The organism is Shinella sp. GW835-FHT14H05, from assembly GCF_058793575.1.
On the sequence record NZ_JBXAFY010000002.1, the window covers coordinates 355,509 to 375,704 of the forward strand.

The following is a 20,196-nucleotide window of genomic DNA, read 5'->3' on the forward strand; positions in this document are numbered from 1 at the left end:
ACCTTGGGCTGGCTCCCGCGAAGGGGAGAAATCGCTCACAACCGGACGACGTCGAGCACGGCCTGTGCAAACGCCTCCGGCGCCTCCTGCGGCAGGTTGTGGCCAATGCCGCCGGTGATCGTGCGGTGCGCGTACTTTCCGGTGAACTTCTTGGCGTAGACGGCCGGGTCGGGATGCGGCGCGCCGTTCGCGTCCCCTTCCAGCGTGATCGTCGGGATGGCGATGGAGGGACCCTCCGCAAGCCGGCTCTCATAGGCGTCGAATTGCGCCTCGCCCTCCGCAAGGCCCAGCCGCCAGCGATAGTTATGGATGGTGATGGCGACGTGGTCCGGATTGTCGAAGGCGGCCGCCGAGCGCTCGAAGGTCGCGTCGTCGAAGGCCCAGGTCGGCGAGGCGCTGTGCCAGATCAGCTTTGCGAATTCACGCGTATTGGCGGCGTAACCGAGGCGGCCCCGCTCCGTCGCGAAGTAGAACTGATACCACCAGGAGAGTTCGGCCGCCGGCGTCAGCGGCTTGGCATTCGCCATCTGGCTGCCGATCAGGTAGCCGCTGACCGACACCATCGCCGTGCAACGCTCGGGCCAAAGCGCGGCCATGATGTTGACGGTGCGCGCACCCCAGTCGAAGCCGGCGACGATCGCCTTTTCGATGCCGAGCGCATCCATCAGCGCGATCATGTCGGCGGCCAGCGCCGATTGTTGTCCGTTGCGCGGCGTCTCTTCGGACAGGAAGCGGGTGGTGCCGTAACCGCGAAGATAGGGCATGATCACGCGGTAGCCCGCCGCCGCCAGGATCGGCGCGACATCGACGAAGCTGTAGATGTCATAGGGCCAGCCATGCACCAGCAGGACCACCGGGCCATCCGCCAGGCCGGCCTCGGCATAACCGATATCGAGCACACCGGCCTTCACCTGCTTCAGCGCCTGAAAAGACGTATGCGCCTTGGTGGTGGACGCCTTCATCATGGACGACTGGGCATTGGCGATGGCGGTAGCGCCGAACTGGGCGGCGGCGAGCGTGATGGCTGCGAGACCGAAAAAGCGGCGGCGCTGGTGGTTGATCGTGTCGGGCATGGGCTTTCTCCTGAAGGGATCGAACATGGCGCCAAGAAAGCCGGCCCGATGTATCGCCGATATGTTCGCGACCGGGCACTATTGCATGCCCATGTAGCCTCCGCCTGTCTGGATACGTTCTGATACAAATCCCAACCGGCGCCCCCTTCCTACACTTCGGTACAAATCCGCCCGATCCCGGACACATCCGGGATACGTCGCGCCGGCCATATCGCTGCCATTGCTGGCCGCGTCGTCGTCCAGCGTCCGAAACCCCGGTTCAAAGGAAACGATGATGACGCTCTTTGTCATTGCCTATCTCGGCGGTGCGCTGACCATTCTCAGCCCGTGCATCCTGCCCATCCTGCCCTTCGTCTTCGCCAGAGCGGGCCAGCCGTTCCTCAAAAGCACGCTGCCCATGCTGATCGGCATGGCGGCCACCTTCGCGCTGGTCGCGACGCTTGCGGCGGTCGGCGGAAGCTGGGCGGTCCACGCCAATGAATATGGTCGCCTCGCCGCAATCGCGCTGCTCGCCGTCTTCGGCGTCAGCCTGCTTTCGCCCCGCATCGCCAGCATCGTCAGCCGCCCGATGGTCGATCTCGGCAACCGGCTGCTGAACGCCTCCGGCCCCGCGGCTTCCGGAAACATAGCGGCACGCTCGCTCCTGCTCGGCGTCGCCACCGGCCTGCTCTGGGCGCCCTGCGCCGGCCCGATCCTCGGCCTCGTTTTGACGGGTGCCGCCCTTCAGGGCGCCAATCTCGAAACCACATTCCTGCTTCTCGCCTATGCCGCCGGCGCCGCCAGCTCTCTTGCCGTCGCCCTCCTCGTCGGCGGCCGGGTCTTTGCCGGCATGAAGCGCTCGCTCGGCGTCAGCGAAAGGGTCCGCCAGGCCCTGGGAGTTGCTGTTCTGGTCGGCGTCGCCGCCATCGCGCTCGGCCTCGATACCGGCCTGCTGGCCCGCCTCTCCTATGCCAGCACCGCGACCTTCGAACAGGCCGTGCTCGACCGCCTGCATGCCAAGCCGAAGAAAGAGTTGGCCGGTGCGATCGTCACCGCCGCCGACGGCACGCAGCCGTTCCGCAGCGACCTGCCGGTCGAAGGCGCCGCCCCCTCGTTCGACGGCGCCGTCGAATGGCTGAATTCGCCGCCGCTCGACAATGCGGTACTCAAGGGCAAGGTCGTGCTCGTCGATTTCTGGACCTATTCCTGCATCAACTGCATTCGCACCGTGCCCTATGTCCGCGCCTGGGCGGAAAAGTACAAGGACCAGGGCCTCGTCGTCATCGGTGTGCATGCACCGGAATTCGCCTTCGAGAAGAAGATCGACAATGTCAAAAAGGCGGTCAGCGATTTCGGCATCGGCTATCCGGTCGCCGTCGACAACGACTACCGCATCTGGCGCGCCTTCGAGAACAGCTACTGGCCGGCGCACTACCTGATCGATGCCGAAGGGCAGATCCGCTACCACCATTTCGGCGAGGGCAACTATGCCGAGACCGAAAAGGCGATCCAGGACCTGTTGCGCGAAGCCGGCACCAACATGAAGGCAAGTGCGGCCGTAACGCCCGACACCAAGGGCGCCGAGGCCGGCCCGGACCTCAAGAACATCCGCTCCGGCGAAACCTATCTCGGCTACCAGCGCGCCACGAGTTTTGCCTCGCCGGAAGGCATCACCGCCGATGCGTCGCAGACCTACTCCGTCGAAGAACCAGGTCTCAACGCCTGGGGCCTCGCCGGAAGCTGGACCGTGCATGCCGAGCAGGCAACACTCGACCGCCCGGACGGCCGCATCGCCTACCGCTTCAGCGCCCGCGACCTGCACCTCGTGCTCGGGCCGGGCGCCGATGGCAAGCCAGTGCGCTTCGAGGTGACGATCGACGGCAAGGCGCCCGGCGCCGATCACGGCGCCGACACCGATGCCGCCGGCCGCGGCACGGTCTCCTCCACGAGGCTCTACCAGCTCGTCCGCCAGGCCGGCGCGGTGGAGGCGCGCACCTTCGAAATCCGTTTCCTCGATCCCGGCGTCGAAGCCTACGCCTTCACCTTCGGCTGATCCCAAAGACCCTTAAACCACAGGAGAAAACCATGACCCGCAAGATCCTCTCGACCCTCGCCCTCGCTTTCGCCACCAGCGTCATCGCCTTTGCCGCGCACGCCGCCGAGGTTAAAAACATCGTCATCGTGCACGGTGCGCTCGCCGACGGCTCCGGCTGGCGCAAGGCGACGGACATCCTCACGGACCGCGGCTTCAACGTCACGATCGTGCAGCAGCCGATCACTTCGCTTGCCGACGACGTCGCGGCCACCCAGCGCGTGCTCGATCTCCAGGACGGGCCGACCCTGCTCGTCGGCCACAGCTACGGCGGCATCGTCATCACCGAGGCGGGCCACGATGACAAGGTCGCCGGCCTCGTCTATGTCGCAGCCTTCCAGCCAGACAAGGGCGAGAGCCTGCTCAGCCTCGCAAGCTCGAAGCCGGCAAGCGGCATGAACATCCGCGAAACGAAGGACGGAAAATTCCTCTACATCGACCCCGTGGCCTTCCCCAACGATTTTGCCGCCGACCTGCCGAAGGGCGAAACCGCTTTCCTCGCCCGGTCCCAGGTCTTCGCCGCGAAGGAAGCCTTCTCCGCAAAGGCCGGCGACCCCGCCTGGAAAAACAAGAAAAGCTGGGCGATCGTCGCGACCGAAGACCGCTCGATCAACCCCGAGCTCGAACGCGACATGGCCAAACGCGCCGGCAGCACCGTCACCGAGATCAAAGCCAGCCACGCCGTCTTCGCCTCGCAGCCGGAGAAGGTTGCCGACGTGATCGACGCGGCTGCGCGGGCTCTCTCGGAGTAATGAGCCAATTGGCGACCGCAAGCCCTTGAGTTTGCGGGATGTCTGACCTGGAGTGCCGGCAGCCTCTTCAAGGGCTGCCGGCTTTTCTCTTCCTATCTAGTATTTGGCTTTATGCACCGAGATCTCGGGTCACTCCGGAAGGCCGGCCTTGCGATAGCCGTCGACGAAATGTGCAAGCGTCGCGGCGTCGCGGAACGGCTCGGTCGCGGCCCAGTGGCAGGTTGTGAAATCCGGGTTGCCGACGAGGAACAGTTCGGCCTCGGCGCGCGCCTCGTCGAGCCGGCCGAGTTGGGCGAGGCTCGCCGCCAGAAAGCGGCGGGAGCTTGTGCGGTAGGTCTCGTCCCGGCGCAGCGTCTCGACGGCGGCTTCGTAGTCGCCGGCCGCATATAATGCCTGTCCGAGCGTCAAGTAGTACCAGCTTGCCGGAAACGGGTTCAGCCGGAATGCCTTGCGGATGTGCTCAAGGCCCTCCCCAACACGACCTGCCAGGACCGCGATATCGGACAATGCGGCAAAGGTGTCGGCCTCGTTCGGATCGAGCCCGATCGCCTTGGCGAATTCCGTCTCCGCCTCGGCAAAACGACGCTCATAGGCAAGCAGGTAGGCCAGGACCCATCGGCAGCCGGCATCGTTGGGGTCCATTTGGACGGCCTTGCGCGCCAGTTCCAGGGCGGTGTCACGGTTCGGTTCCGTCGGGCCTCCGCTATGCACCCATCCCATCCAATGGTTCATGGCCAGCCAACGATAGGGCTCGGCATAGTCCGGATCGAGCGAGATCGCGCGCGTGAGCATCAGATGCGCTTCTCGCGCCGATTGCGGCGTGTCGTCCATCAGCTTGCGCGCCCGCACGCAGAGATCGTAGGCCTCGATATTCTTGGGCCGATTGCGCGGCGGCGATGCCTGCAACCGGCCGAGCAGCGCCTCGACGATCTTCGCCGTCACCTCGTCCTGAACGGCAAAGATATCGTCCAGCCCGCGGTCGAACCGTTCCGCCCAGAGATGATCGCCGCTCACCGCATCGACGAGCTGGGCATTGATGCGCACCCGCCCTGCGGCACGCCTTGCGCTGCCCTCCAGCAGGTAGCGCACGCCGAGATCTTCGGCGATAGCGCGCACGTCCATCGCCTTGCCCTTGTAGGCAAAGGCCGAGTTGCGGGCGATGACGAACAGGCCGGCGGTCCTCGACAGGTCGGTGATGAGGTCTTCGGTCAGCCCGTCCGCAAAGGAGTCCTGCTCGGGATCGTTGCCGAGATTGACGAAGGGCAGCACGGCGATCGACGGTTTGTCGGGCAGCGGCAGAGGTTTTCGCTTCGCGCCGGCGCGCTGTTCGACGGCGCCCGTGAAGCGATAGCCGATGCGGGGCACGGTGGCGATCCACTCACCGCCGTCGGCGGTCGGACCAAGCAGCTTGCGCAATTGCGAAATCTGGACTGTGAGATTGCCCTCCTCGACGGCCATGCCCGGCCAAACCGCATCCATCAACGCGGCCTTATCGAGGATTTCGCCGGGCCGGGAGATGAGCGCCGCGAGCAGCATGACCCCGCGATGACCGAGGGCAACGGGCTCGTCGTCCCGAAGGAGCGTTCCCGCCGCCGGATCAAGCACGAACGGACCAAAGGCAAAACGCGATCCCTGCATGCGGCGCATCTATAATCGGTTTGGATGTTTTTGAGAACTTTTTGGGAGGGCTTAATTACGGCGCTGTCCGCATCCGGCAGAATTCACCCTCTTTCGGGCCAAAGGAGGCTGACATGAGCCATATTCTTTTTGCGCGGTCGGCGGACGTGTCGAACTGGCGCCCCAGCTTCGCCACCCTGCGCGAGGTGATCGCGATCTGGGACGCGCGGCAACGCTTTCGCCGGGACCTGGCGCAGAAATCCGAGGCCAATCCCCATTTGATCGACGATATCGGCCTGACGAAGAGACAGGTCGAGGCCGAGATCGCCAAGCCTTTTTGGCAGGTGTGAGGCGAATGCTGCAATGACATCGGATCAGCAAGCCTGCACGAAGGCATCGCAAGAAGACCGGATTCCCTGGGCCGCGATGGCGGGCATTATCGCGACCGTCACGGTGTTCGCGGTAGCGCAGGGGCTAACCTATCCGCTGCTCAGCTTCATCCTTGAGCGGCAAGGCACGACATCGGGCCTGATCGGCCTGTCGGCGGCGATGACGCCGCTGGGCTTCATCGTCTCCGCGCCCTTCATCCCAGTGCTGGTGCTGCGCGTGGGCGGGGCGGGGCTTGCGATCCTCTGTTCGGTGCTGGCCGCGCTCATCCTCGTCGCGATTGCGCTCACGCAGGACGTCTGGGCCTGGATGCCGCTGCGCTTCCTGCTCGGCTTCTTCGCCAATCCGCTTTCCGTGATCAGCGAGACCTGGCTGCTTTCGATCACGCCTGCCTCCCGCCGGGGCCGCATCATGGGCCTCTACGCATCGATCGTCTCGGGCGGGTTCGCCATCGGCCCGCTCTCGCTCGGCCTGGTCGGCGCCGAGGGTTGGCCGCCCTTCCTCATCGGCATCGTGGCCTTCCTTGTCTGCGGCGCCATCATGCTCGCCGTCGTGCCGCGCCTGCCGAAAATGCCGCGGGAGGGCGAGGCAACATCGGTCGGCGGCTTCTTCGCGCTGGCGCCGCTGCTGCTGTTCGCCGTTTTCACGGCCGCCGCCTTCGAGCAGGTCCTGTTGTCGCTGTTCGCCGTCTATGGTGCGGCACTTGCCAGCGCCGAGGAGCGCACCGCTTCACTCATCACCTGTTTCGTCGCGGGCAATGCCGTGCTGCAGATTGTTCTCGGGCGCGTCGCCGAACGGTTCGGCTCGACTTGGACGACGCTTTTCTGTGTCCTGGCTTCGCTGGCCGGCTGCGCACTGCTGCCATTGCTCTTCAACGCGTCGCTCATCTGGCCGCTCATCTTCGTCTGGGGCGGGGTCTCGTTCGGCATCTACACCATGGCGCTGATCCAACTCGGCGAGCGGTTCACGGGCCAGGCCCTGATCGCCGGCAACGCGGCCTTCGCCTTCGCCTGGGGCATGGGCGGCATCGTCGGCTCACCGGCGGCAGGACTGGCGATGCAACTGGTCGGCCATCAGGGACTGCCACTGTCGCTTGGCCTGCTGTGCTGTGTTCTGGCGACGTTTTTGATGGGCGCTAGATGGCGGACCTGATCGCGGCGTCAAACCGTCCACAAATTATTGTCATTCAGTAATTGCATGCAATATTTAAAAAATTTAAGCGAAATCTAACGATCTCCTCGTATCCCGGTGCAGTTCCTCCACGATAGGCGAGCGCCCATGCGAAATATTCCGATCATCAGCAAGTTCCTTGTCATCCTCTGCGCCTTCGGCCTCTTCGTGGCCGGCGTCATCGCCTACAGCAGCTCCAGACTGTCCCTGATCAACACCTCCTACACGGCGCTGCTGGAACAGGAATCCACCGCTGCCCTGACGCTTGCTCGCACCAGCCGCAGCCTTGTATCCATCCGCTCCGGCATCGCGGATCTGCTGCTGGCCCACACGGAGGAGGCCAGAAAGGCAGCACTTGCCGATATCGAGTTGAGCAAAGGCTTCTTCGTCCAGCAGATAGATTTGGCGAGCGCGGCCATGCCGTCCAGAACGAGCTTCAAGGTCCTAAAGGACGAAGGGCTGAACGCCCTAAACACGATATGTGCCCCGCTGATAGCAGCCGCAACCGGCGACGCGGATACCGCACGCGCGCAGGCCGAGTTCCGGACGACCTGCCAACCCGCCTTCACCGCAACTATCGCGAAGCTGACGGACGAAATCACAGTCATCACCGATATCGCAAACGCCCGCAGGGCCGACCTCGGCGAGATGTCGCGCTCGACCATCGTGACGACCATCATCGGCGTCATCGCAGGCCTCATCGGCATCATGATCGCCGGCTTCTTCGCCGTTCGCGCCTGGATCGCCCGCCCGCTTAACGCCCTGTCTGCCACCATGGCGACGCTCGCCGGTGGGGACCTCTCTGTAATGATCGCCGAAACGGAACGCCGCGATGAAATCGGCGGCATGGCCCGCGCCGTGCAGGTCTTCAAGGACAACGGCCTGCGCACCCGCGCGCTGGAAGCGCGCTCCGCGGCCGAGCGCACCGCCGCCGAGGCCGAGCGCGAACGCAACACGGAAGTCGATCGCGTGCGCGCCGCCGCGATGACGCAGGCGACCGGCGGACTTGCCGAGGGCCTGAAGCGCATGGCCAGCGGCGACCTGGGCTTCGAGCTGACGCAAGCCTTCTCGGAGGAATTCGAGAGCCTGCGCCAGGACTTCAACGCCGCCGTCGGCCAGCTTCGCACCACGCTCCAGGCGGTTTCGGAAACCACAGTCTCGATCGATAGCGGCTCGCGTGAGCTGAGCCAGGCCGCCAACGACCTGTCGCGCCGTACCGAGCAGCAGGCCGCCGCCCTGGAAGAAACCGCCGCAGCCCTCGACGAGATCACCGCCAATGTCTCCCAGTCCTCCAGGCGCGCCGAGGAGGCCCGCAGCAAGGCCTCGGAGGCCAATGCCGCCGCGCACCATTCGGCCAAGGTCGTCTCCGAGGCGGTGACCGCGATGCAGCGCATCGAAGGGTCCTCCGGCCAGATTTCCAACATTATCGGCGTGATCGACGAGATCGCCTTCCAGACCAACCTGCTGGCGCTGAACGCCGGCGTCGAGGCGGCGCGCGCCGGCGAGGCTGGCAAGGGCTTCGCGGTGGTCGCGCAGGAAGTGCGCGAACTCGCCCAGCGCTCCGCCCAGGCAGCCAAGGAAATCAAGGAGCTGATCCGGAACTCTGCCGGCGAGGTTGAGGGCGGCGTGCGTCTCGTAACGGAAACCGGCGAGGCGCTGAAGGTGATCGGCCAGCATGTCAACGACATCAACGCCCAGCTCGACGCGATCGCCACCTCGGCACGCGAGCAGTCGGTCGGACTGGTCGAGGTCAATTCCGCCGTCAACCAGATGGACCAGACGACGCAGCAGAACGCCGCCATGGTCGAGCAGTCGACCGCCGCCAGCGCCTCGCTGGCGACAGAAGCCGACAGATTGCGTGAGCTGGTCGGCCAGTTCCAGGTCGGCACCGCCGCAGTATCCGGCACCGGCCGGGGCTTTGCACCGGCGCCCACCCGCCCGCACCTGAAGGTGGCGAATACTGCATCGCTCCACGTCGCCTCCCCGGCCAAGCGTATGGTTGGCAAGCTGGCCAGCGCTTTCGGCGGCGGCAGCGCCGTTCCGGCCGCGGAGGCGGGCTGGGACGAGTTCTGAGCAAGGACACAAGGGCCGGCGCGATCGATATCGCGCCGGCCTTCTTATTGGCGGTTCAAAGCCAGCCGTTCTTGCGGAACCGCCAGTAAAGGAAGGTACAGGTGGCAATGATGGCGCTGAGCACCATCGGATAGCCGTATTCCATCCGCAGCTCCGGCATGTCGTTGAAATTCATGCCGTAGATGCCGGCGAGCGCGGTCGGCACGGCGAGGATCGCCGCCCAAGAGGCGAGCTTCTTGGAAATCGCCGTTTCCTGGCTCTGGCCGACGAGCAGGCTCGCCTCGAAGGCGAAGGCCAGAACCTCGCGCAGGCTGTCGATCTTTTCCTGCACCGTGCGGATGTGATCAGTCACGTCGCGAAACAGCGGATGCATGGCCGCCTGGATCTGCGGCAGGTCGGCGCTCGTCAGCCGCCGGCAGACCTCGACCAGCGGAAGGGCAGCATTGCGCAGCCGCAGGAGGTCGCGGCGCATCATGTAGAGCCGCTCGATATCGGTGGCCGTCATCGGCCTCACCAGGACCTTGTCCTCGATCTCCTCGACCTCGTATTCGAGTTGTTCCAGCACCGGCATGTAGTTGTCGACGATGAAATCGAGAATGGCGTAAAGGACAAAATCCTCGCCCTTGGCCAGCGAATGCGGGCAGCTTTCCCAATGCTGGCGCACCGTAGCGTAGGAGGTCGACGGGCCGTGCCGCACGCTGACGATATAGCCCTTGCCGACGAAAAGATGCGTTTCGCCGAAGATGACGCGCCGCTCGATCAATTGCGCGGTGCGCGCGACGATGAACAGCGCATCGCCATATTGCTCCAGCTTGGGCCGCTGGTGTGGATGCTCGGCATCCTCGATCGCGAGGTCATGCAGGTTGAACTGCGCCTGGACGCGCAGGAGAAGCTCCCGGCTCGGCTCCAGAAGCCCGATCCACACGACATGGCCATCCCTGGCCGCCCACTCCCCGGCCTCCTCGATGGCGATGTCGGCAACGCGCCGACCGGCCGTATAGGCGCTCGAGGCGACGATCCCCTCTTCCCCAGAGACCGGCGCGAACTTATGGGCATAATCCATCACCACCTCCCGACCGCGATGCCTCCCCTGCGCAACGAATGCGCAGGACCGCTAATCTAGCGCAGTTTTGGCTCGGGTTCGAGGAGGGAGTGGATCTAGAGATTGTCTAGACGGCAAACCCAGAGACGCGGGTCATTTTCCGTCCCCGTCCGGTTGCTTGGCCGATGCCGCGCGCTCCGCAAACAGATTCGACAACACCTGCGAGGCGGCGATGGCGCGTGGGAAGCCGGCCGGGACCGTGATCATGTAGACGACCTCCTTGAGTTCTTCCTCGGAGACGCCGATGTTGAGGGCGTATTGGGCGTGAATCTTCATGAAAGCCGTCTCGCCCATGGCGGCGAACGCGGCGACGGCGGCGATCTGGCGCGTCCGGTTGTCGAGCCCGGGCCGCGACCACACATCGCCGAGCGCATAGGCCTGCGTCGCTTCCGCCAAGAACGGAAATTCCTGCCGCATGCGCTCCAGCGTGGGCTGCGTGGCACCGAGGTTCAGGTCCCGGATAACAACCTCGCCGCGCTGCAAGCGGCGTTCGGTCGTTTCAGCGACGGCCACCGCCGCGGGTCCGCCAAGGGACAGCGCGATCGTGGCGCTGGCGAGGGAAATGCTGGAAAGAATTGTCATCGTCGTCTTTCTCCGATCATTGGTTGCCATGACCACGAGGATAGACGCGCGCCATTGTTGTGATAAGTTTGCCATTCCTTTCTTCCCTGGAAAGAACTGCTAACCAATGGACGCCGATTTCAACGCGCTCGCGATCTTCGCACTGGTCGCCGAAGAGAAGAATTTTCGCGCGGCGGCGGATCGTCTGGGCGTCTCCCGTTCCGCGGTCAGCCAGACGATCGCGCGACTGGAGGGCACGCTCGGCATAGCGCTCGTCCAGCGCACCACGCGCAGCGTCAACCTGACGGAAGCGGGGGAACGGCTGTACAACGAAGTGGCGCCGGCCATCGCCGACATGCGCGCGGCGGTCGAGGTGACCGTAAACCTGCGCGGTCCGCCGCGCGGACAATTGCGGCTGGCCGTTTCGTCTATCGCCGACCGCTTTCTCTCCGGTGACATGCTGGCGGCCTTTGCCGAGGAAAACCCGGAAATCCAGCTGGACATCACCGTGACGGACGAGGAATTCGACATTGTCGCGGCCGGATACGACGCCGGCGTGCGGCTCGGCGAGGTGATCGAGCAGGACATGATCGCCGTGCCGATTGCCGGCGAAGAGCGGCAGATCGCCGTCTGCGCGCCGGCTTTTCGCGACCGGGTCGGCGTCCCCGCCCACCCGCGCGAGCTTCCCGGTTATCGCTGCATCGGCTGGCGGCCGGCGCCGAAGGCGGCACCCTATCGCTGGGAGTTCACGGAGGACGGCAAGGATTTCAGCGTCGCCGTTTCACCCGAGATCACCACAAACGACATGGCCCTGATGATCAAACTCGCCATCGCCGGAGCCGGGATCAGCTTCGGCATGCAGGAGAGTTATCGCGCCGCCATCGAGCGCGGCGAACTCATTCCAATCCTGGAGGATTTCTGCGCCGGCTTCCCCGGATTCTTCCTCTATTATCCAAGCCGCCGCAACGTTGCGCCAAAGCTGCGCGCCCTGGTCAGGCACGTACAAAACCTCCGCTGACCGGACTGATTGTCCAAGAAATCTAACCACACTGCTCACATTCGGCCACCTACTGAAGCAGGGGTCGCGTTCGTACATCCTGTGCACTTCACAGGAGTAGCGACATGGATAAGAACAAGCACGCCCACCTTCCCTATCGAAAGGCGACGTTCGAAGCCCGTCCCCTCGTAAACCTGGCCGTCGGCCTGCTGCTCAGCGCCGCCATGCTGCTCTTCATGGCGGCTTTTCTTTCATAAATTCCAATGGCTTTCTGAGACGCAAACGCATTCAAGCAAAAAAATTGGTTAGAAAATCTTCCCAACGTGGAAATCACTGGATGACTTATCGCGACAATGGATGATCGCTAAATTTCCTTCCAACGCTCGAACGCCTTTCGAGCGTCACCGGAAAGGAAATCAAAATGTCCAAAGTCGTTCTCATCACCGGCGCGTCCAGCGGCATCGGCGCCGGCATAGCGCGTGAACTAGGCGCGGCCGGCATGAAGCTCATGCTCGGCGCGCGCCGAACCGATCGCCTCGCGGACCTTGCCGACGAGATCAAGGCCAAGGGCGGGACCGTCGAAACCCGCCGGCTCGATGTCACGGACCGCGCGGATTTCGTCGCCTTCGTCGAAGCGGCGCGCGCCGCTTACGGCCGGATCGACGTGATCGTCAACAATGCCGGCGTCATGCCGCTGTCGCTGATGGCCTCCCTGAAGGTCGACGAGTGGGACCAGATGGTCGATGTCAACATCAAGGGCGTGCTTTACGGCATCGCGGCCGTCCTGCCCGAAATGACCGCGCGCGGTGCGGGCCATGTGATCAACATCGCCTCGATCGGCGCCCTGGCGGTGTCACCCACCGCGGCGGTCTACTGCGCCACCAAATATGCCGTGCGCGCCATCTCGGACGGGTTGCGCCAGGAACGCGACGATATCCGCGTAACCTGCATCCATCCGGGCGTGGTGGAAAGCGAGCTTGCCGGCACCATCACCGATCCGGTTGCGGCGGAGGCCATGAAGACCTACCGCGCCATTGCGCTCCAGCCGGACGCCATCGGCCGCGCCGTGCGCTTTGCCATCGAGCAGCCGGATGACGTCGACGTCAACGAGATCGTCGTGCGGCCGACGAAGGCGGCGCCCTGATGCGCCGCCGCTCCCTCCTCCATCTCGCTGGCGCGACGCTCGCTTCGGCGCTTTTCCATCACACCTCCGCAGAGGCGAACATGAACAGGCAATCACATCCCTATGTCGGCATGTGGGTCACCGAGGACGGCCACGTCCGCCACGAACTGCTGCCCAACGGCCGCTATGACGAAGCGCGCGGCGCGCGCAAGAGCGCCTATCAGGGGCGTTACGCCGTGACCGGCAACCATATCGACTATTGGGACGATACGGGCTTCACCGCGGACGGCGACTTCATCGACGGCGTGCTGCACCATGGCGGCATGATCCTCTATCGCGAGCCATGACCGCCTTTGCCGGTCAGCCGAGGCTGCCGGCGCTCAATCTCGTGACGTTCGGCTGAACGGGTACGCGGGTCAACAGTGTACAAATCACCGTTGACCCGCGCGCAGCCTCTTATATAACGAGCCCACTCACCACGGACCCGGTGAAACTCCGGGTGGCTCTTCTGGCCGCCGATCCGCCAGACAACGCAAAAGCATCAAACCAGTTCACATGCCGGATGCCCTCCGGCCTGGATGCTACTCTTGCGGAATCTCCATGTTCAATCTGACGACCTACAAGCGCGAGTGGTTCTCGAACATCCGCGCCGATATTCTCTCCGGCATCGTTGTGGCGCTTGCGCTCATTCCCGAAGCCATCGGCTTTTCCGTCATCGCCGGCGTCGATCCAAAGGTCGGGCTCTTTGCCTCCTTTGCCATCGCCTGCGTTTCCGCCTTCCTCGGCGGCCGGCCGGGCATGATTTCGGCGGCGACGGCGGCGACCGCGGTGCTCATGGTCACGCTCGTCAAGGAGCATGGCCTCCAATATCTTTTTGCCGCCACGCTTCTGATGGGGCTCATCCAGATCGCGGCCGGCTTCCTGAAACTCGGGCGCGTGATGCGCTTCGTCTCTCGCTCGGTCATCACGGGCTTCGTCAATGCGCTGGCGATCCTTATCTTCATGGCGCAATTGCCGGAGCTCATCGGCGTGCCGGGACTGACCTATGCGATGATCGCCGCCGGCCTCGCGATCATCTATCTCTTTCCCTACCTCACCAAGGCCATCCCCTCGCCGCTCGTGGCGATCCTGGTGCTAACCGGCCTCGCCTATTGGGGCGGCATGGACATCCGCACCGTTGGCGATCTCGGCGCGCTGCCCTCGGCGCTGCCGGTCTTCGCGCTGCCGCAGGTGCCGCTGACCTTCGAGACCTTGCAGATCATCTTCCCCTATTCGGTGGCGCTCGCGGCGGTCGGCCTGCTCGAATCGCTGCTGACCGCGCAGATCGTCGATAACATGACGGATACGCCCAGTTCCAAGAGCCAGGAATGCATCGGGCAAGGCGCAAGCAACATCGCCTCCGGCCTGATCGGCGGCATGGGCGGTTGCGCGATGATCGGCCAGTCGGTGATCAATGTCAGCTCGGGCGGGCGCGGACGCCTGTCCACCTTCGTCGCGGGCGCCTTCCTGTTGTTCCTGATCCTCGTTCTAGACGACCTCGTCCGCATTATCCCGATGGCCGCACTCGTGGCGGTGATGATCATGGTGTCGATCGGCACCTTCTCCTGGCGATCGATCCTGGATCTCCGCCGTAATCCGCCGCCCTCCTCCATCGTCATGCTGGCGACCGTGGCAACCGTGGTCGGTACGCATGATCTGGCCAAGGGCGTGCTCGTCGGCGTGCTGCTGTCCGGCGTGTTCTTTGCCGGCAAGGTGGCAAAACTCTTCCGCGTCCGTTCAGTGCTGAATGTGGACGAAACCGAACGCACCTACCACGTGGCCGGCCAGGTCTTCTTCGCCTCTGCGGAAAGTTTCACGGCGGCCTTCGACTTCGCCGAGCCGCTGCGAAAGGTCACGATCGACGTCACGGAGGCCCATCTGTGGGACATCACTGCGGTCGGCGCCCTCGACAAGGTCGTGCTCAAATATCGCCGGCTGGGCGTCGATGTCTCGGTGATCGGCGCCAACGAGGCGAGCGCACATATGCTCGACCGTTTCGCCCTGCATGACAAGGACCATGCCGCTTTTTCAGCGGAGCGGCACTGATGAGGGAAAGTTTGGATCAGTCTGCGCCGGACGTTGCGGCAAGATAGTCCCGCGCGATTTCCTGCATGCGGCTCCTGCCGAATTCCGCACCGTGGCCGCCGTGCACCACATGGACATCGAGATCTGACAGCCGCGCCATCGTCTCGCGGTAAACGCCCCTGTCGCATCCCGGCAGGTCGTCCACGAGGCCGCCCTGGTAGATCGCATCTCCGCTGAAAAAGGTGCCCGTCTTCTGGTCGAGCAGACCGATGGAACCGGGAGAGTGACCGGGAAGATGCAGGACCGTGTAGCTGGCGTCGCCGATATCGATAACATCGTTCTCCGCAAGAATCGTGGTCAGCGGTGCGGGTGGGATTTTATAGGCTTCCGGCGTCATGCCCGTGGGCGGCACCGCGGCCAGGGCGTCCGGCTGCGTGCGAAAATAGTCGGCCAGCGTGTTCGCATCCGGCATGCGCGCGAAGGCATCCGCTTCGGCCTCGTGGCCTAGCCGCGTCTCGAATTCGTGGAAGGAGCCGATATGATCGACGTGGACGTGCGTTGCCACGGCAAGGACCGGTTTACCCATAGGGATGTGCAACTCGCTTCTGAGGTTGGCGAGACCCATGCCGAAATCGATGACGAGGTCGGCGTCCCGGCCGGTGACGTGGAACATGTTGGCCCGGAAGAATTTATGGACATGCGGCTCGCAAATCCGGGTGAGCCGATCCGAGATCGCTTCCTTTAAAAACCAGTCCGTATTCTTCACAATGGCCTCGCTCAATGCAGCAGCTTGCCGAGGAAGCGCTTCGTGCGCTCATGCGTCGGCGCGGAAAACAGGATGTCGGGCTTGTTGCGCTCGATGATCTGGCCGCCATCCATGAAGACTACTTCGCTGGCGACCTCGCGCGCGAAATTCATCTCGTGGGTGACGCAGACCATCGTCATGCCATCGGCGGCAAGCGAGATCATCCTGTCCAGCACCTCCTTGACCATTTCAGGATCGAGCGCCGAGGTGGGTTCGTCGAACAGCATGATGCTGGGGTTCATGCAAAGGGCACGCGCGATGGCGACGCGCTGCTGCTGGCCGCCGGAAAGCTGGCCGGGATATTTGTCGGCCTTTTCCGGAATGTGCACGCGTTCCAGATATTTCATCGCGATCTCGGTCGCCTGCTTCTTCGGCAGCTTGCGCACCCAGCGCTGGGCGACCGTGCAGTTTTCCAGAACCGTCAGATGCGGGAACAGGTTGAAGTGCTGGAAGACCATGCCGACGTCGCTTCGCACGCGGTCGATGCGCTTGAGCTGGCTGGTGAGCTCAATGCCGTTGACGATAATCGAGCCTTCCTGGTGCACCTCCAGACGGTTCATGCAGCGGATCAGCGTCGATTTGCCGGAGCCGGACGGGCCGCAGATGACGATGCGCTCGCCCTTGTGCACGGTGAGATCGATGCCCTTGAGGACCTGGAAGGCGCCGTACCATTTGTTGACGCCGGCAACCTGAATTGCGGTTTGCGTGTTCATATCCGACCCGTGGGTTTGCGGCGATCAGCGATAGCCGCGCGAAAGCACATGTTCGATGCGGTTCTGGGCGAGCGTCAGCACCGAGACAATGACGAGGTAATAGACGAGCGCTGCGCCATACCATTCGAGAAACCGGAAGCTCGTCGCGATCGCAAACTGCGAGACTGTCATCAGTTCCTTGAGCGAGATCACGGTCGCCAGCGATGTGGTCTTCAACAGCGAGATGAACTCGTTCATCAACGAAGGAACCGCGATCCGCAGCGCCTGCGGCATGGTGATGACCAGGAAAATCTGCCAGCGATGCATGCCGAGCGCAGCCGCTCCCTCCTGCTGTCCTCGCCCCACGGCAGCAAAGGCGCTGCGCAGGATTTCCGCCAGATAGGCGATCTGGATCAGCGACAGCGCCAGGAACGCCGCGACGAAGGGTGTGAACCAGCCGGCGCGAAAGATTTCGGAAATCTGCGGCAGGCCGTTCCACACGAACAGCAGCACGAGCAATGCGGGTGCGCCGCGGAACAGCCAGACATAGAGCGTCACCAGCCATCGGACGGAGCGCCGCGGCGAGCCGGCCATGGAGCCGAGCCCCATGCCGAGCACGAGGGAGACGGCCATGACGCATAGCGAGAGGCCGATCGTCAGCAGTGCCCCCTTGAAAAGGGGGGCACTGAAGATCGCCTGCAGGAAGAGGTCGAGCTGGAACAACGTAGCCCGCCTGTCGTCAGTTGACGTCGTGGGAAACGTCGGTCGCCGTCTCCGGCAACTTCCATTTCTCAAGCAGCGTCTTCATCTCGCCGCTTGCCTGCAAAGCCTCGATCGCCTCCTTCAGCATCTGCCGGTCGCCATCGCTCTTGCGCAGGTAGATGCCGTAGTTTTCGCTTTGCTCGTAGGTATAGGGAATGGCCAGCCGGCCGGGCACCTGAAGCATGCGATAGGCGGCCGTCGTATCCTGCGTGATCGTCGCGGTGGCGCGGCCGACCAGGATCTGCTCGATGACGCCGGAGGCGGAGGGATAGGTCTGCGCCTGGATCGGCGCCTTGCCGGCGGCTTCCAGCTCGGCATTGAGATCGGCGACCATCTTTTCGTAGGACGTGCCGGCCTCAATCGCCATCACCTTGCCGCTCACATCGGCGGGGACTTTCGTCTCCGTGTCGCTCGCCGCCGTAACCATCACGATATGCGAGCTGAAATATGGAATGCCATCGTATTTTTCGAGGCGGGCCGGCGTGATCAGGATGCCGCTCGCGACCAGGTCGCAGCGCTTGGAATCGAGCGACGGCAGCAGGCCCTTGAAGTCGCCAACGACATATTCCGCATTTGCGCCCCAACCCTTGGCGATCGCGTCGATGACGTCGATCTCGAAACCGACGAGATCCTTGTCGCCCGGATTTTCATAATATTCCATCGGCGGGAATTCGCCGCTGGTGCAGACTTTCAGGACGCCGCCCGATACGAAATCGGGCTTCTGGTCGGCGGAAAAAGCAGTGCCCGCGCCGAGCAGGACGGCAAGCATGGTGCCTGCCAGAAGAGAGGTTTTCGTTCCCGGTGTTGCTTTTGTCATGGTCGTGTTCCCTTGTTTTTGGCTTCTTGCATTGACGTTTTTTGAAGTCGTATACGAAGGCCTTTTGCAGACAAGCTAAATGTTTTCGCTGAAAAGGCGCAGAAAAACTAAACGATTGTACTAGCCGACAGCGTTGAGGATCTGGCCGTAAATCTCGGTATCGAACGCGGGCAGGATGAGCGGCTCGACATGGCCATCGCGGCGCGCCGTGAGCACGTATTGCATCATCGCTTCATTGCTCGGCATCTCGAAAACCTGCATGAAGTCATAGGTTCCGAGCAGGGCGTAGAAGGCGATCGATCGCCCGCCGAGCGCCGCGACACGATCCTCGCTGACCTTCCGGCGCTTGACGCTGTCGGTCAGCTCACTGAGCCCCTTTTGCGTGAGGCGCATCAGGGAAACGTATTTCTGGGTCTCGCTCATGTCGTGGATTTTCCAAGTTTTTTCAGGCCTTCGAGCACTGCCGCGGCGTCGGTGAGCGCGCCAAAGATGCCGTTCTCGACGGTGACCATGTGGAGGGCGGCCTCGTGGGCATATTGGTCGCCGCTGGCGCAGGCGTCGGAGATCGTCAGGCACTGGAAATTCCGGTCGCAGGCTTCGCGCAGCGTCGTGTGAACGCAGACATCCGTGGTGCAGCCGGTGAACAGCAGATGGGTGATGCCCTGCGCGCGCAGAACATGCTCGAAATCGGTGTAGGTAAAGGCGCCGTTGCAGGTCTTGTCGACGATGATGTCCTGCGGGCGCACGTCGAGTTCGGGAACGATCTGGAAACCGGGGCTGGACCGCAGCAGCGCGGTCGTTCCCTCAAGGCCCGACCGCTGCCGGCGCCATTTTTCATAAGGCGTCATGTCCGCGAGGTCCCCGCGATAACCCTGCCGCGTATGGATGATCTGGACGCCGGCCTCGCGGCAGGCGGTGATGAGCTGGTTCACCGCGGGAAGGATCGCGCGCAGCGGTGCGGGATCATAACCCTGCAGGGCGAAATACCCCGTGGTGGAAAGGAAATCCTCTTGCAGGTCGATGACGATCAGCGCCGTTTTGCGCGCATCGAGATTGCCGTCATAGGGGTAGTCGAATGGTTTTGCCGAGATCATGAACACGCTCCTCTTTGTCGATGGGATAGCACTCTTAACAGTTTGAAAAAATCAATTTAAAATCACCGATATCGTTCTATAAAGCTAAACGATCAATCGGATATCCAGATGAGCCGCCTCCCGCCCTACCTGCAATATCTGCCCGCTTTCGAAGCGACCGCGCGCCTCGGCGGGGTGCGGCATGCGGCGAAAGAATTGAACCTCAGCCCCAGCGCGATTTCATTGCAGTTGAAGAAGCTCAGCGATGCGACGGGCATCATCCTGTTCCAGAAGTCGGGCCGGAATGTCGCCCTCACCCAGGCGGGCAAGGATTTTTCGCAGGCCGTCGCCATATCGCTCGGGCAGCTCGGCACGGCGACGCGCGCATCGCGGAAAATAACAGCCGGCGACCAGCCCGCCTCCCTGTCGGTCTCCGTGCCGACCGCGCTCGGGATCGCCTGGCTGACGGCGACGATCGTCGATTTCGCGCAATCGCACGGCATCGCCAATCTCACCATCAACGAGGCAATCACCGCCGCGGACGTGGACTGGGAGGAAAACGACCTCGCAGTCGTCTACGACAATCCGCCCTTCACCGGAAAATACTGGCGCTCGCTCAGCGAAGTCCGGCTCTGTGCCGTGTGCTCACCGACATTGTTCCCCCGGCTCGACCTGCGCAACCGCGACAGGAAGCTGAGTTCCGTCGCGCTGCTGCATGAAGACGACGGCGGGGAATGGGCAAAATGGTCCGTTGCCGCGCGCATCGGCCTTGAGGGCAATACCCGCGTGCGGGTGAATTCGGTGGCGCAGGCGATTGCCTCTGCCGTACAGGGCCGGGGCGTGGCGCTGGTCTCGGATGTGCTCACGCGAAACTATCTGAGCGAAGGGCGGCTCATCCAGCCGTTCTCCACCACGATCAATGCGGCGCGGGAATATTATATCGTCTGCCCTGTCGACCGCGCGAACGACCCGGTCCTGCGCGCTCTGGCCGATCGGGTGGTCGAGCAACTGCGCCCGGGGCGCGACCAGAATGCCTGATTCGTCGAACGTCAATTGA

General features: G+C 63.4%; 21 protein-coding genes and 1 other annotated feature. Of the genes, 11 read left to right on the top strand and 10 right to left on the bottom strand.

The features are described from left to right. Positions 1–35: 35 nt before the first annotated feature. Positions 36–1,073 (bottom strand): alpha/beta fold hydrolase, encoded by a 1,038-nt coding sequence (locus tag AC1Q6Z_RS09095; RefSeq protein ID WP_492647533.1) that lies wholly within the window; start codon positions 1,071–1,073, stop codon positions 36–38. A gap of 274 nt (positions 1,074–1,347) precedes the next feature. On the opposite strand from AC1Q6Z_RS09095, the gene AC1Q6Z_RS09100 reads away from it, so the two are divergent. After that, positions 1,348–3,105, top strand: coding sequence for a cytochrome c biogenesis protein DipZ (locus AC1Q6Z_RS09100; protein WP_492647534.1), 1,758 nt, complete (start codon positions 1,348–1,350; stop codon positions 3,103–3,105). Positions 3,106–3,137: 32 nt separating this feature from the next. Continuing rightward, the gene (locus tag AC1Q6Z_RS09105; RefSeq protein WP_492647535.1) at positions 3,138–3,896 is read left to right on the top strand and encodes an alpha/beta fold hydrolase; all 759 of its coding nucleotides are present in this window, start codon (positions 3,138–3,140) and stop codon (positions 3,894–3,896) included. Positions 3,897–4,025: 129 nt separating this feature from the next. On the opposite strand, the gene AC1Q6Z_RS09110 is transcribed toward AC1Q6Z_RS09105, so the two are convergent. Next, on the bottom strand, positions 4,026–5,534 hold the full coding sequence (locus AC1Q6Z_RS09110) for a winged helix-turn-helix domain-containing tetratricopeptide repeat protein (RefSeq protein ID WP_492647536.1): 1,509 nt from the start codon (positions 5,532–5,534) through the stop codon (positions 4,026–4,028). A 113-nt stretch (positions 5,535–5,647) separates the two neighbouring features. Here AC1Q6Z_RS09110 and AC1Q6Z_RS09115 point away from each other — a divergent pair, with 113 nt between their 5' ends. From AC1Q6Z_RS09115 to AC1Q6Z_RS09125, 3 genes are all read left to right on the top strand, one after another. After that, positions 5,648–5,863, top strand: a complete 216-nt coding sequence (locus tag AC1Q6Z_RS09115; RefSeq protein ID WP_492647537.1) for a DUF1127 domain-containing protein — start codon at positions 5,648–5,650, stop codon at positions 5,861–5,863. 13 nt (positions 5,864–5,876) lie between these two features. Beyond that, a complete protein-coding gene (locus tag AC1Q6Z_RS09120) occupies positions 5,877–7,052 on the top strand; it encodes an MFS transporter (RefSeq protein ID WP_492647538.1) in 1,176 nt (391 codons plus the stop codon). 126 nt (positions 7,053–7,178) lie between these two features. Further along, positions 7,179–9,143, top strand: a complete 1,965-nt coding sequence (locus AC1Q6Z_RS09125) for a methyl-accepting chemotaxis protein (protein ID WP_492647539.1) — start codon at positions 7,179–7,181, stop codon at positions 9,141–9,143. Positions 9,144–9,198: 55 nt separating this feature from the next. Here the strand turns inward: AC1Q6Z_RS09125 and AC1Q6Z_RS09130 are convergent, their stop codons facing one another. Both AC1Q6Z_RS09130 and AC1Q6Z_RS09135 read right to left on the bottom strand, forming a co-directional pair. Then, on the bottom strand, positions 9,199–10,206 hold the full coding sequence (locus AC1Q6Z_RS09130) for a magnesium and cobalt transport protein CorA (protein ID WP_492647540.1): 1,008 nt from the start codon (positions 10,204–10,206) through the stop codon (positions 9,199–9,201). 132 nt (positions 10,207–10,338) lie between these two features. Next, a complete protein-coding gene (locus tag AC1Q6Z_RS09135; protein WP_492647541.1) occupies positions 10,339–10,827 on the bottom strand; it encodes a carboxymuconolactone decarboxylase family protein in 489 nt (162 codons plus the stop codon). 106 nt (positions 10,828–10,933) lie between these two features. Between AC1Q6Z_RS09135 and AC1Q6Z_RS09140 the strand changes: the two genes are divergently transcribed. The 5 genes from AC1Q6Z_RS09140 (at position 10,934) to AC1Q6Z_RS09160 (ending at position 15,011) form a co-directional block, all read left to right on the top strand. Then, positions 10,934–11,824, top strand: a complete 891-nt coding sequence (locus AC1Q6Z_RS09140) for a LysR family transcriptional regulator (protein ID WP_492647542.1) — start codon at positions 10,934–10,936, stop codon at positions 11,822–11,824. Positions 11,825–11,928: 104 nt separating this feature from the next. Continuing rightward, positions 11,929–12,060, top strand: coding sequence for a hypothetical protein (locus tag AC1Q6Z_RS09145; protein ID WP_256114827.1), 132 nt, complete (start codon positions 11,929–11,931; stop codon positions 12,058–12,060). Positions 12,061–12,218: 158 nt separating this feature from the next. Beyond that, positions 12,219–12,947 (top strand): SDR family oxidoreductase, encoded by a 729-nt coding sequence (locus AC1Q6Z_RS09150; RefSeq protein ID WP_492647848.1) that lies wholly within the window; start codon positions 12,219–12,221, stop codon positions 12,945–12,947. Then, positions 12,947–13,273, top strand: a complete 327-nt coding sequence (locus AC1Q6Z_RS09155; RefSeq protein WP_492647543.1) for an Atu4866 domain-containing protein — start codon at positions 12,947–12,949, stop codon at positions 13,271–13,273. Before AC1Q6Z_RS09150 ends, AC1Q6Z_RS09155 begins: the two co-directional genes overlap by 1 nt. A 130-nt stretch (positions 13,274–13,403) precedes the next feature. Beyond that, positions 13,404–13,459: a sequence feature (sul1 is cis-regulatory element that is thought to sense ions involved in sulfur or methionine metabolism; They are found in Alphaproteobacteria), on the top strand. 67 nt (positions 13,460–13,526) lie between these two features. Further along, on the top strand, positions 13,527–15,011 hold the full coding sequence (locus AC1Q6Z_RS09160) for a SulP family inorganic anion transporter (protein ID WP_492647544.1): 1,485 nt from the start codon (positions 13,527–13,529) through the stop codon (positions 15,009–15,011). 16 nt (positions 15,012–15,027) lie between these two features. Here the strand turns inward: AC1Q6Z_RS09160 and AC1Q6Z_RS09165 are convergent, their stop codons facing one another. The 6 genes from AC1Q6Z_RS09165 to AC1Q6Z_RS09190 form a co-directional block, all read right to left on the bottom strand. Further along, positions 15,028–15,756: an MBL fold metallo-hydrolase gene (locus AC1Q6Z_RS09165; RefSeq protein ID WP_492647545.1), complete on the bottom strand. Its 729-nt coding sequence runs from the start codon at positions 15,754–15,756 to the stop codon at positions 15,028–15,030. Positions 15,757–15,767: 11 nt separating this feature from the next. Next, complete coding sequence (locus AC1Q6Z_RS09170) at positions 15,768–16,508, bottom strand: amino acid ABC transporter ATP-binding protein (protein ID WP_492647546.1); 741 nt, start codon at positions 16,506–16,508, stop codon at positions 15,768–15,770. Between the two features lie 24 nt (positions 16,509–16,532). After that, complete coding sequence (locus tag AC1Q6Z_RS09175; protein WP_435264707.1) at positions 16,533–17,210, bottom strand: amino acid ABC transporter permease; 678 nt, start codon at positions 17,208–17,210, stop codon at positions 16,533–16,535. A gap of 16 nt (positions 17,211–17,226) precedes the next feature. Then, positions 17,227–18,066: a transporter substrate-binding domain-containing protein gene (locus tag AC1Q6Z_RS09180; RefSeq protein WP_492647547.1), complete on the bottom strand. Its 840-nt coding sequence runs from the start codon at positions 18,064–18,066 to the stop codon at positions 17,227–17,229. 120 nt (positions 18,067–18,186) lie between these two features. Continuing rightward, positions 18,187–18,489: a GYD domain-containing protein gene (locus tag AC1Q6Z_RS09185; RefSeq protein ID WP_492647548.1), complete on the bottom strand. Its 303-nt coding sequence runs from the start codon at positions 18,487–18,489 to the stop codon at positions 18,187–18,189. Beyond that, complete coding sequence (locus AC1Q6Z_RS09190) at positions 18,486–19,160, bottom strand: cysteine hydrolase family protein (RefSeq protein ID WP_492647549.1); 675 nt, start codon at positions 19,158–19,160, stop codon at positions 18,486–18,488. The genes AC1Q6Z_RS09185 and AC1Q6Z_RS09190 overlap by 4 nt, the downstream gene beginning before the upstream one ends. A gap of 108 nt (positions 19,161–19,268) precedes the next feature. On the opposite strand from AC1Q6Z_RS09190, the gene AC1Q6Z_RS09195 reads away from it, so the two are divergent. Continuing rightward, on the top strand, positions 19,269–20,177 hold the full coding sequence (locus AC1Q6Z_RS09195) for a LysR substrate-binding domain-containing protein (protein WP_492647550.1): 909 nt from the start codon (positions 19,269–19,271) through the stop codon (positions 20,175–20,177). The last annotated feature ends 19 nt before the right edge of the window (positions 20,178–20,196 follow it).

Excerpts from the sequence above, each read along its gene's own strand:
- AC1Q6Z_RS09125 (WP_492647539.1), top strand. The coding sequence starts at position 7,179 with ATGCGAAATATTCCGATCATCAGCAAGTTCCTTGTCATCCTCTGCGCC.
- AC1Q6Z_RS09135 (WP_492647541.1), bottom strand. The coding sequence starts at position 10,827 with ATGACAATTCTTTCCAGCATTTCCCTCGCCAGCGCCACGATCGCGCTG.
- AC1Q6Z_RS09100 (WP_492647534.1), top strand. The coding sequence starts at position 1,348 with ATGACGCTCTTTGTCATTGCCTATCTCGGCGGTGCGCTGACCATTCTC.
- AC1Q6Z_RS09115 (WP_492647537.1), top strand. The coding sequence starts at position 5,648 with ATGAGCCATATTCTTTTTGCGCGGTCGGCGGACGTGTCGAACTGGCGC.
- AC1Q6Z_RS09130 (WP_492647540.1), bottom strand. The coding sequence starts at position 10,206 with ATGGATTATGCCCATAAGTTCGCGCCGGTCTCTGGGGAAGAGGGGATC.
- AC1Q6Z_RS09190 (WP_492647549.1), bottom strand. The coding sequence starts at position 19,160 with ATGATCTCGGCAAAACCATTCGACTACCCCTATGACGGCAATCTCGAT.
- AC1Q6Z_RS09095 (WP_492647533.1), bottom strand. The coding sequence starts at position 1,073 with ATGCCCGACACGATCAACCACCAGCGCCGCCGCTTTTTCGGTCTCGCA.
- AC1Q6Z_RS09180 (WP_492647547.1), bottom strand. The coding sequence starts at position 18,066 with ATGACAAAAGCAACACCGGGAACGAAAACCTCTCTTCTGGCAGGCACC.
- AC1Q6Z_RS09155 (WP_492647543.1), top strand. The coding sequence starts at position 12,947 with ATGCGCCGCCGCTCCCTCCTCCATCTCGCTGGCGCGACGCTCGCTTCG.
- AC1Q6Z_RS09185 (WP_492647548.1), bottom strand. The coding sequence starts at position 18,489 with ATGAGCGAGACCCAGAAATACGTTTCCCTGATGCGCCTCACGCAAAAG.
- AC1Q6Z_RS09160 (WP_492647544.1), top strand. The coding sequence starts at position 13,527 with ATGTTCAATCTGACGACCTACAAGCGCGAGTGGTTCTCGAACATCCGC.
- AC1Q6Z_RS09120 (WP_492647538.1), top strand. The coding sequence starts at position 5,877 with ATGACATCGGATCAGCAAGCCTGCACGAAGGCATCGCAAGAAGACCGG.
- AC1Q6Z_RS09110 (WP_492647536.1), bottom strand. The coding sequence starts at position 5,534 with ATGCAGGGATCGCGTTTTGCCTTTGGTCCGTTCGTGCTTGATCCGGCG.
- AC1Q6Z_RS09105 (WP_492647535.1), top strand. The coding sequence starts at position 3,138 with ATGACCCGCAAGATCCTCTCGACCCTCGCCCTCGCTTTCGCCACCAGC.
- AC1Q6Z_RS09140 (WP_492647542.1), top strand. The coding sequence starts at position 10,934 with ATGGACGCCGATTTCAACGCGCTCGCGATCTTCGCACTGGTCGCCGAA.
- AC1Q6Z_RS09195 (WP_492647550.1), top strand. The coding sequence starts at position 19,269 with ATGAGCCGCCTCCCGCCCTACCTGCAATATCTGCCCGCTTTCGAAGCG.
- AC1Q6Z_RS09145 (WP_256114827.1), top strand. The coding sequence starts at position 11,929 with ATGGATAAGAACAAGCACGCCCACCTTCCCTATCGAAAGGCGACGTTC.
- AC1Q6Z_RS09170 (WP_492647546.1), bottom strand. The coding sequence starts at position 16,508 with ATGAACACGCAAACCGCAATTCAGGTTGCCGGCGTCAACAAATGGTAC.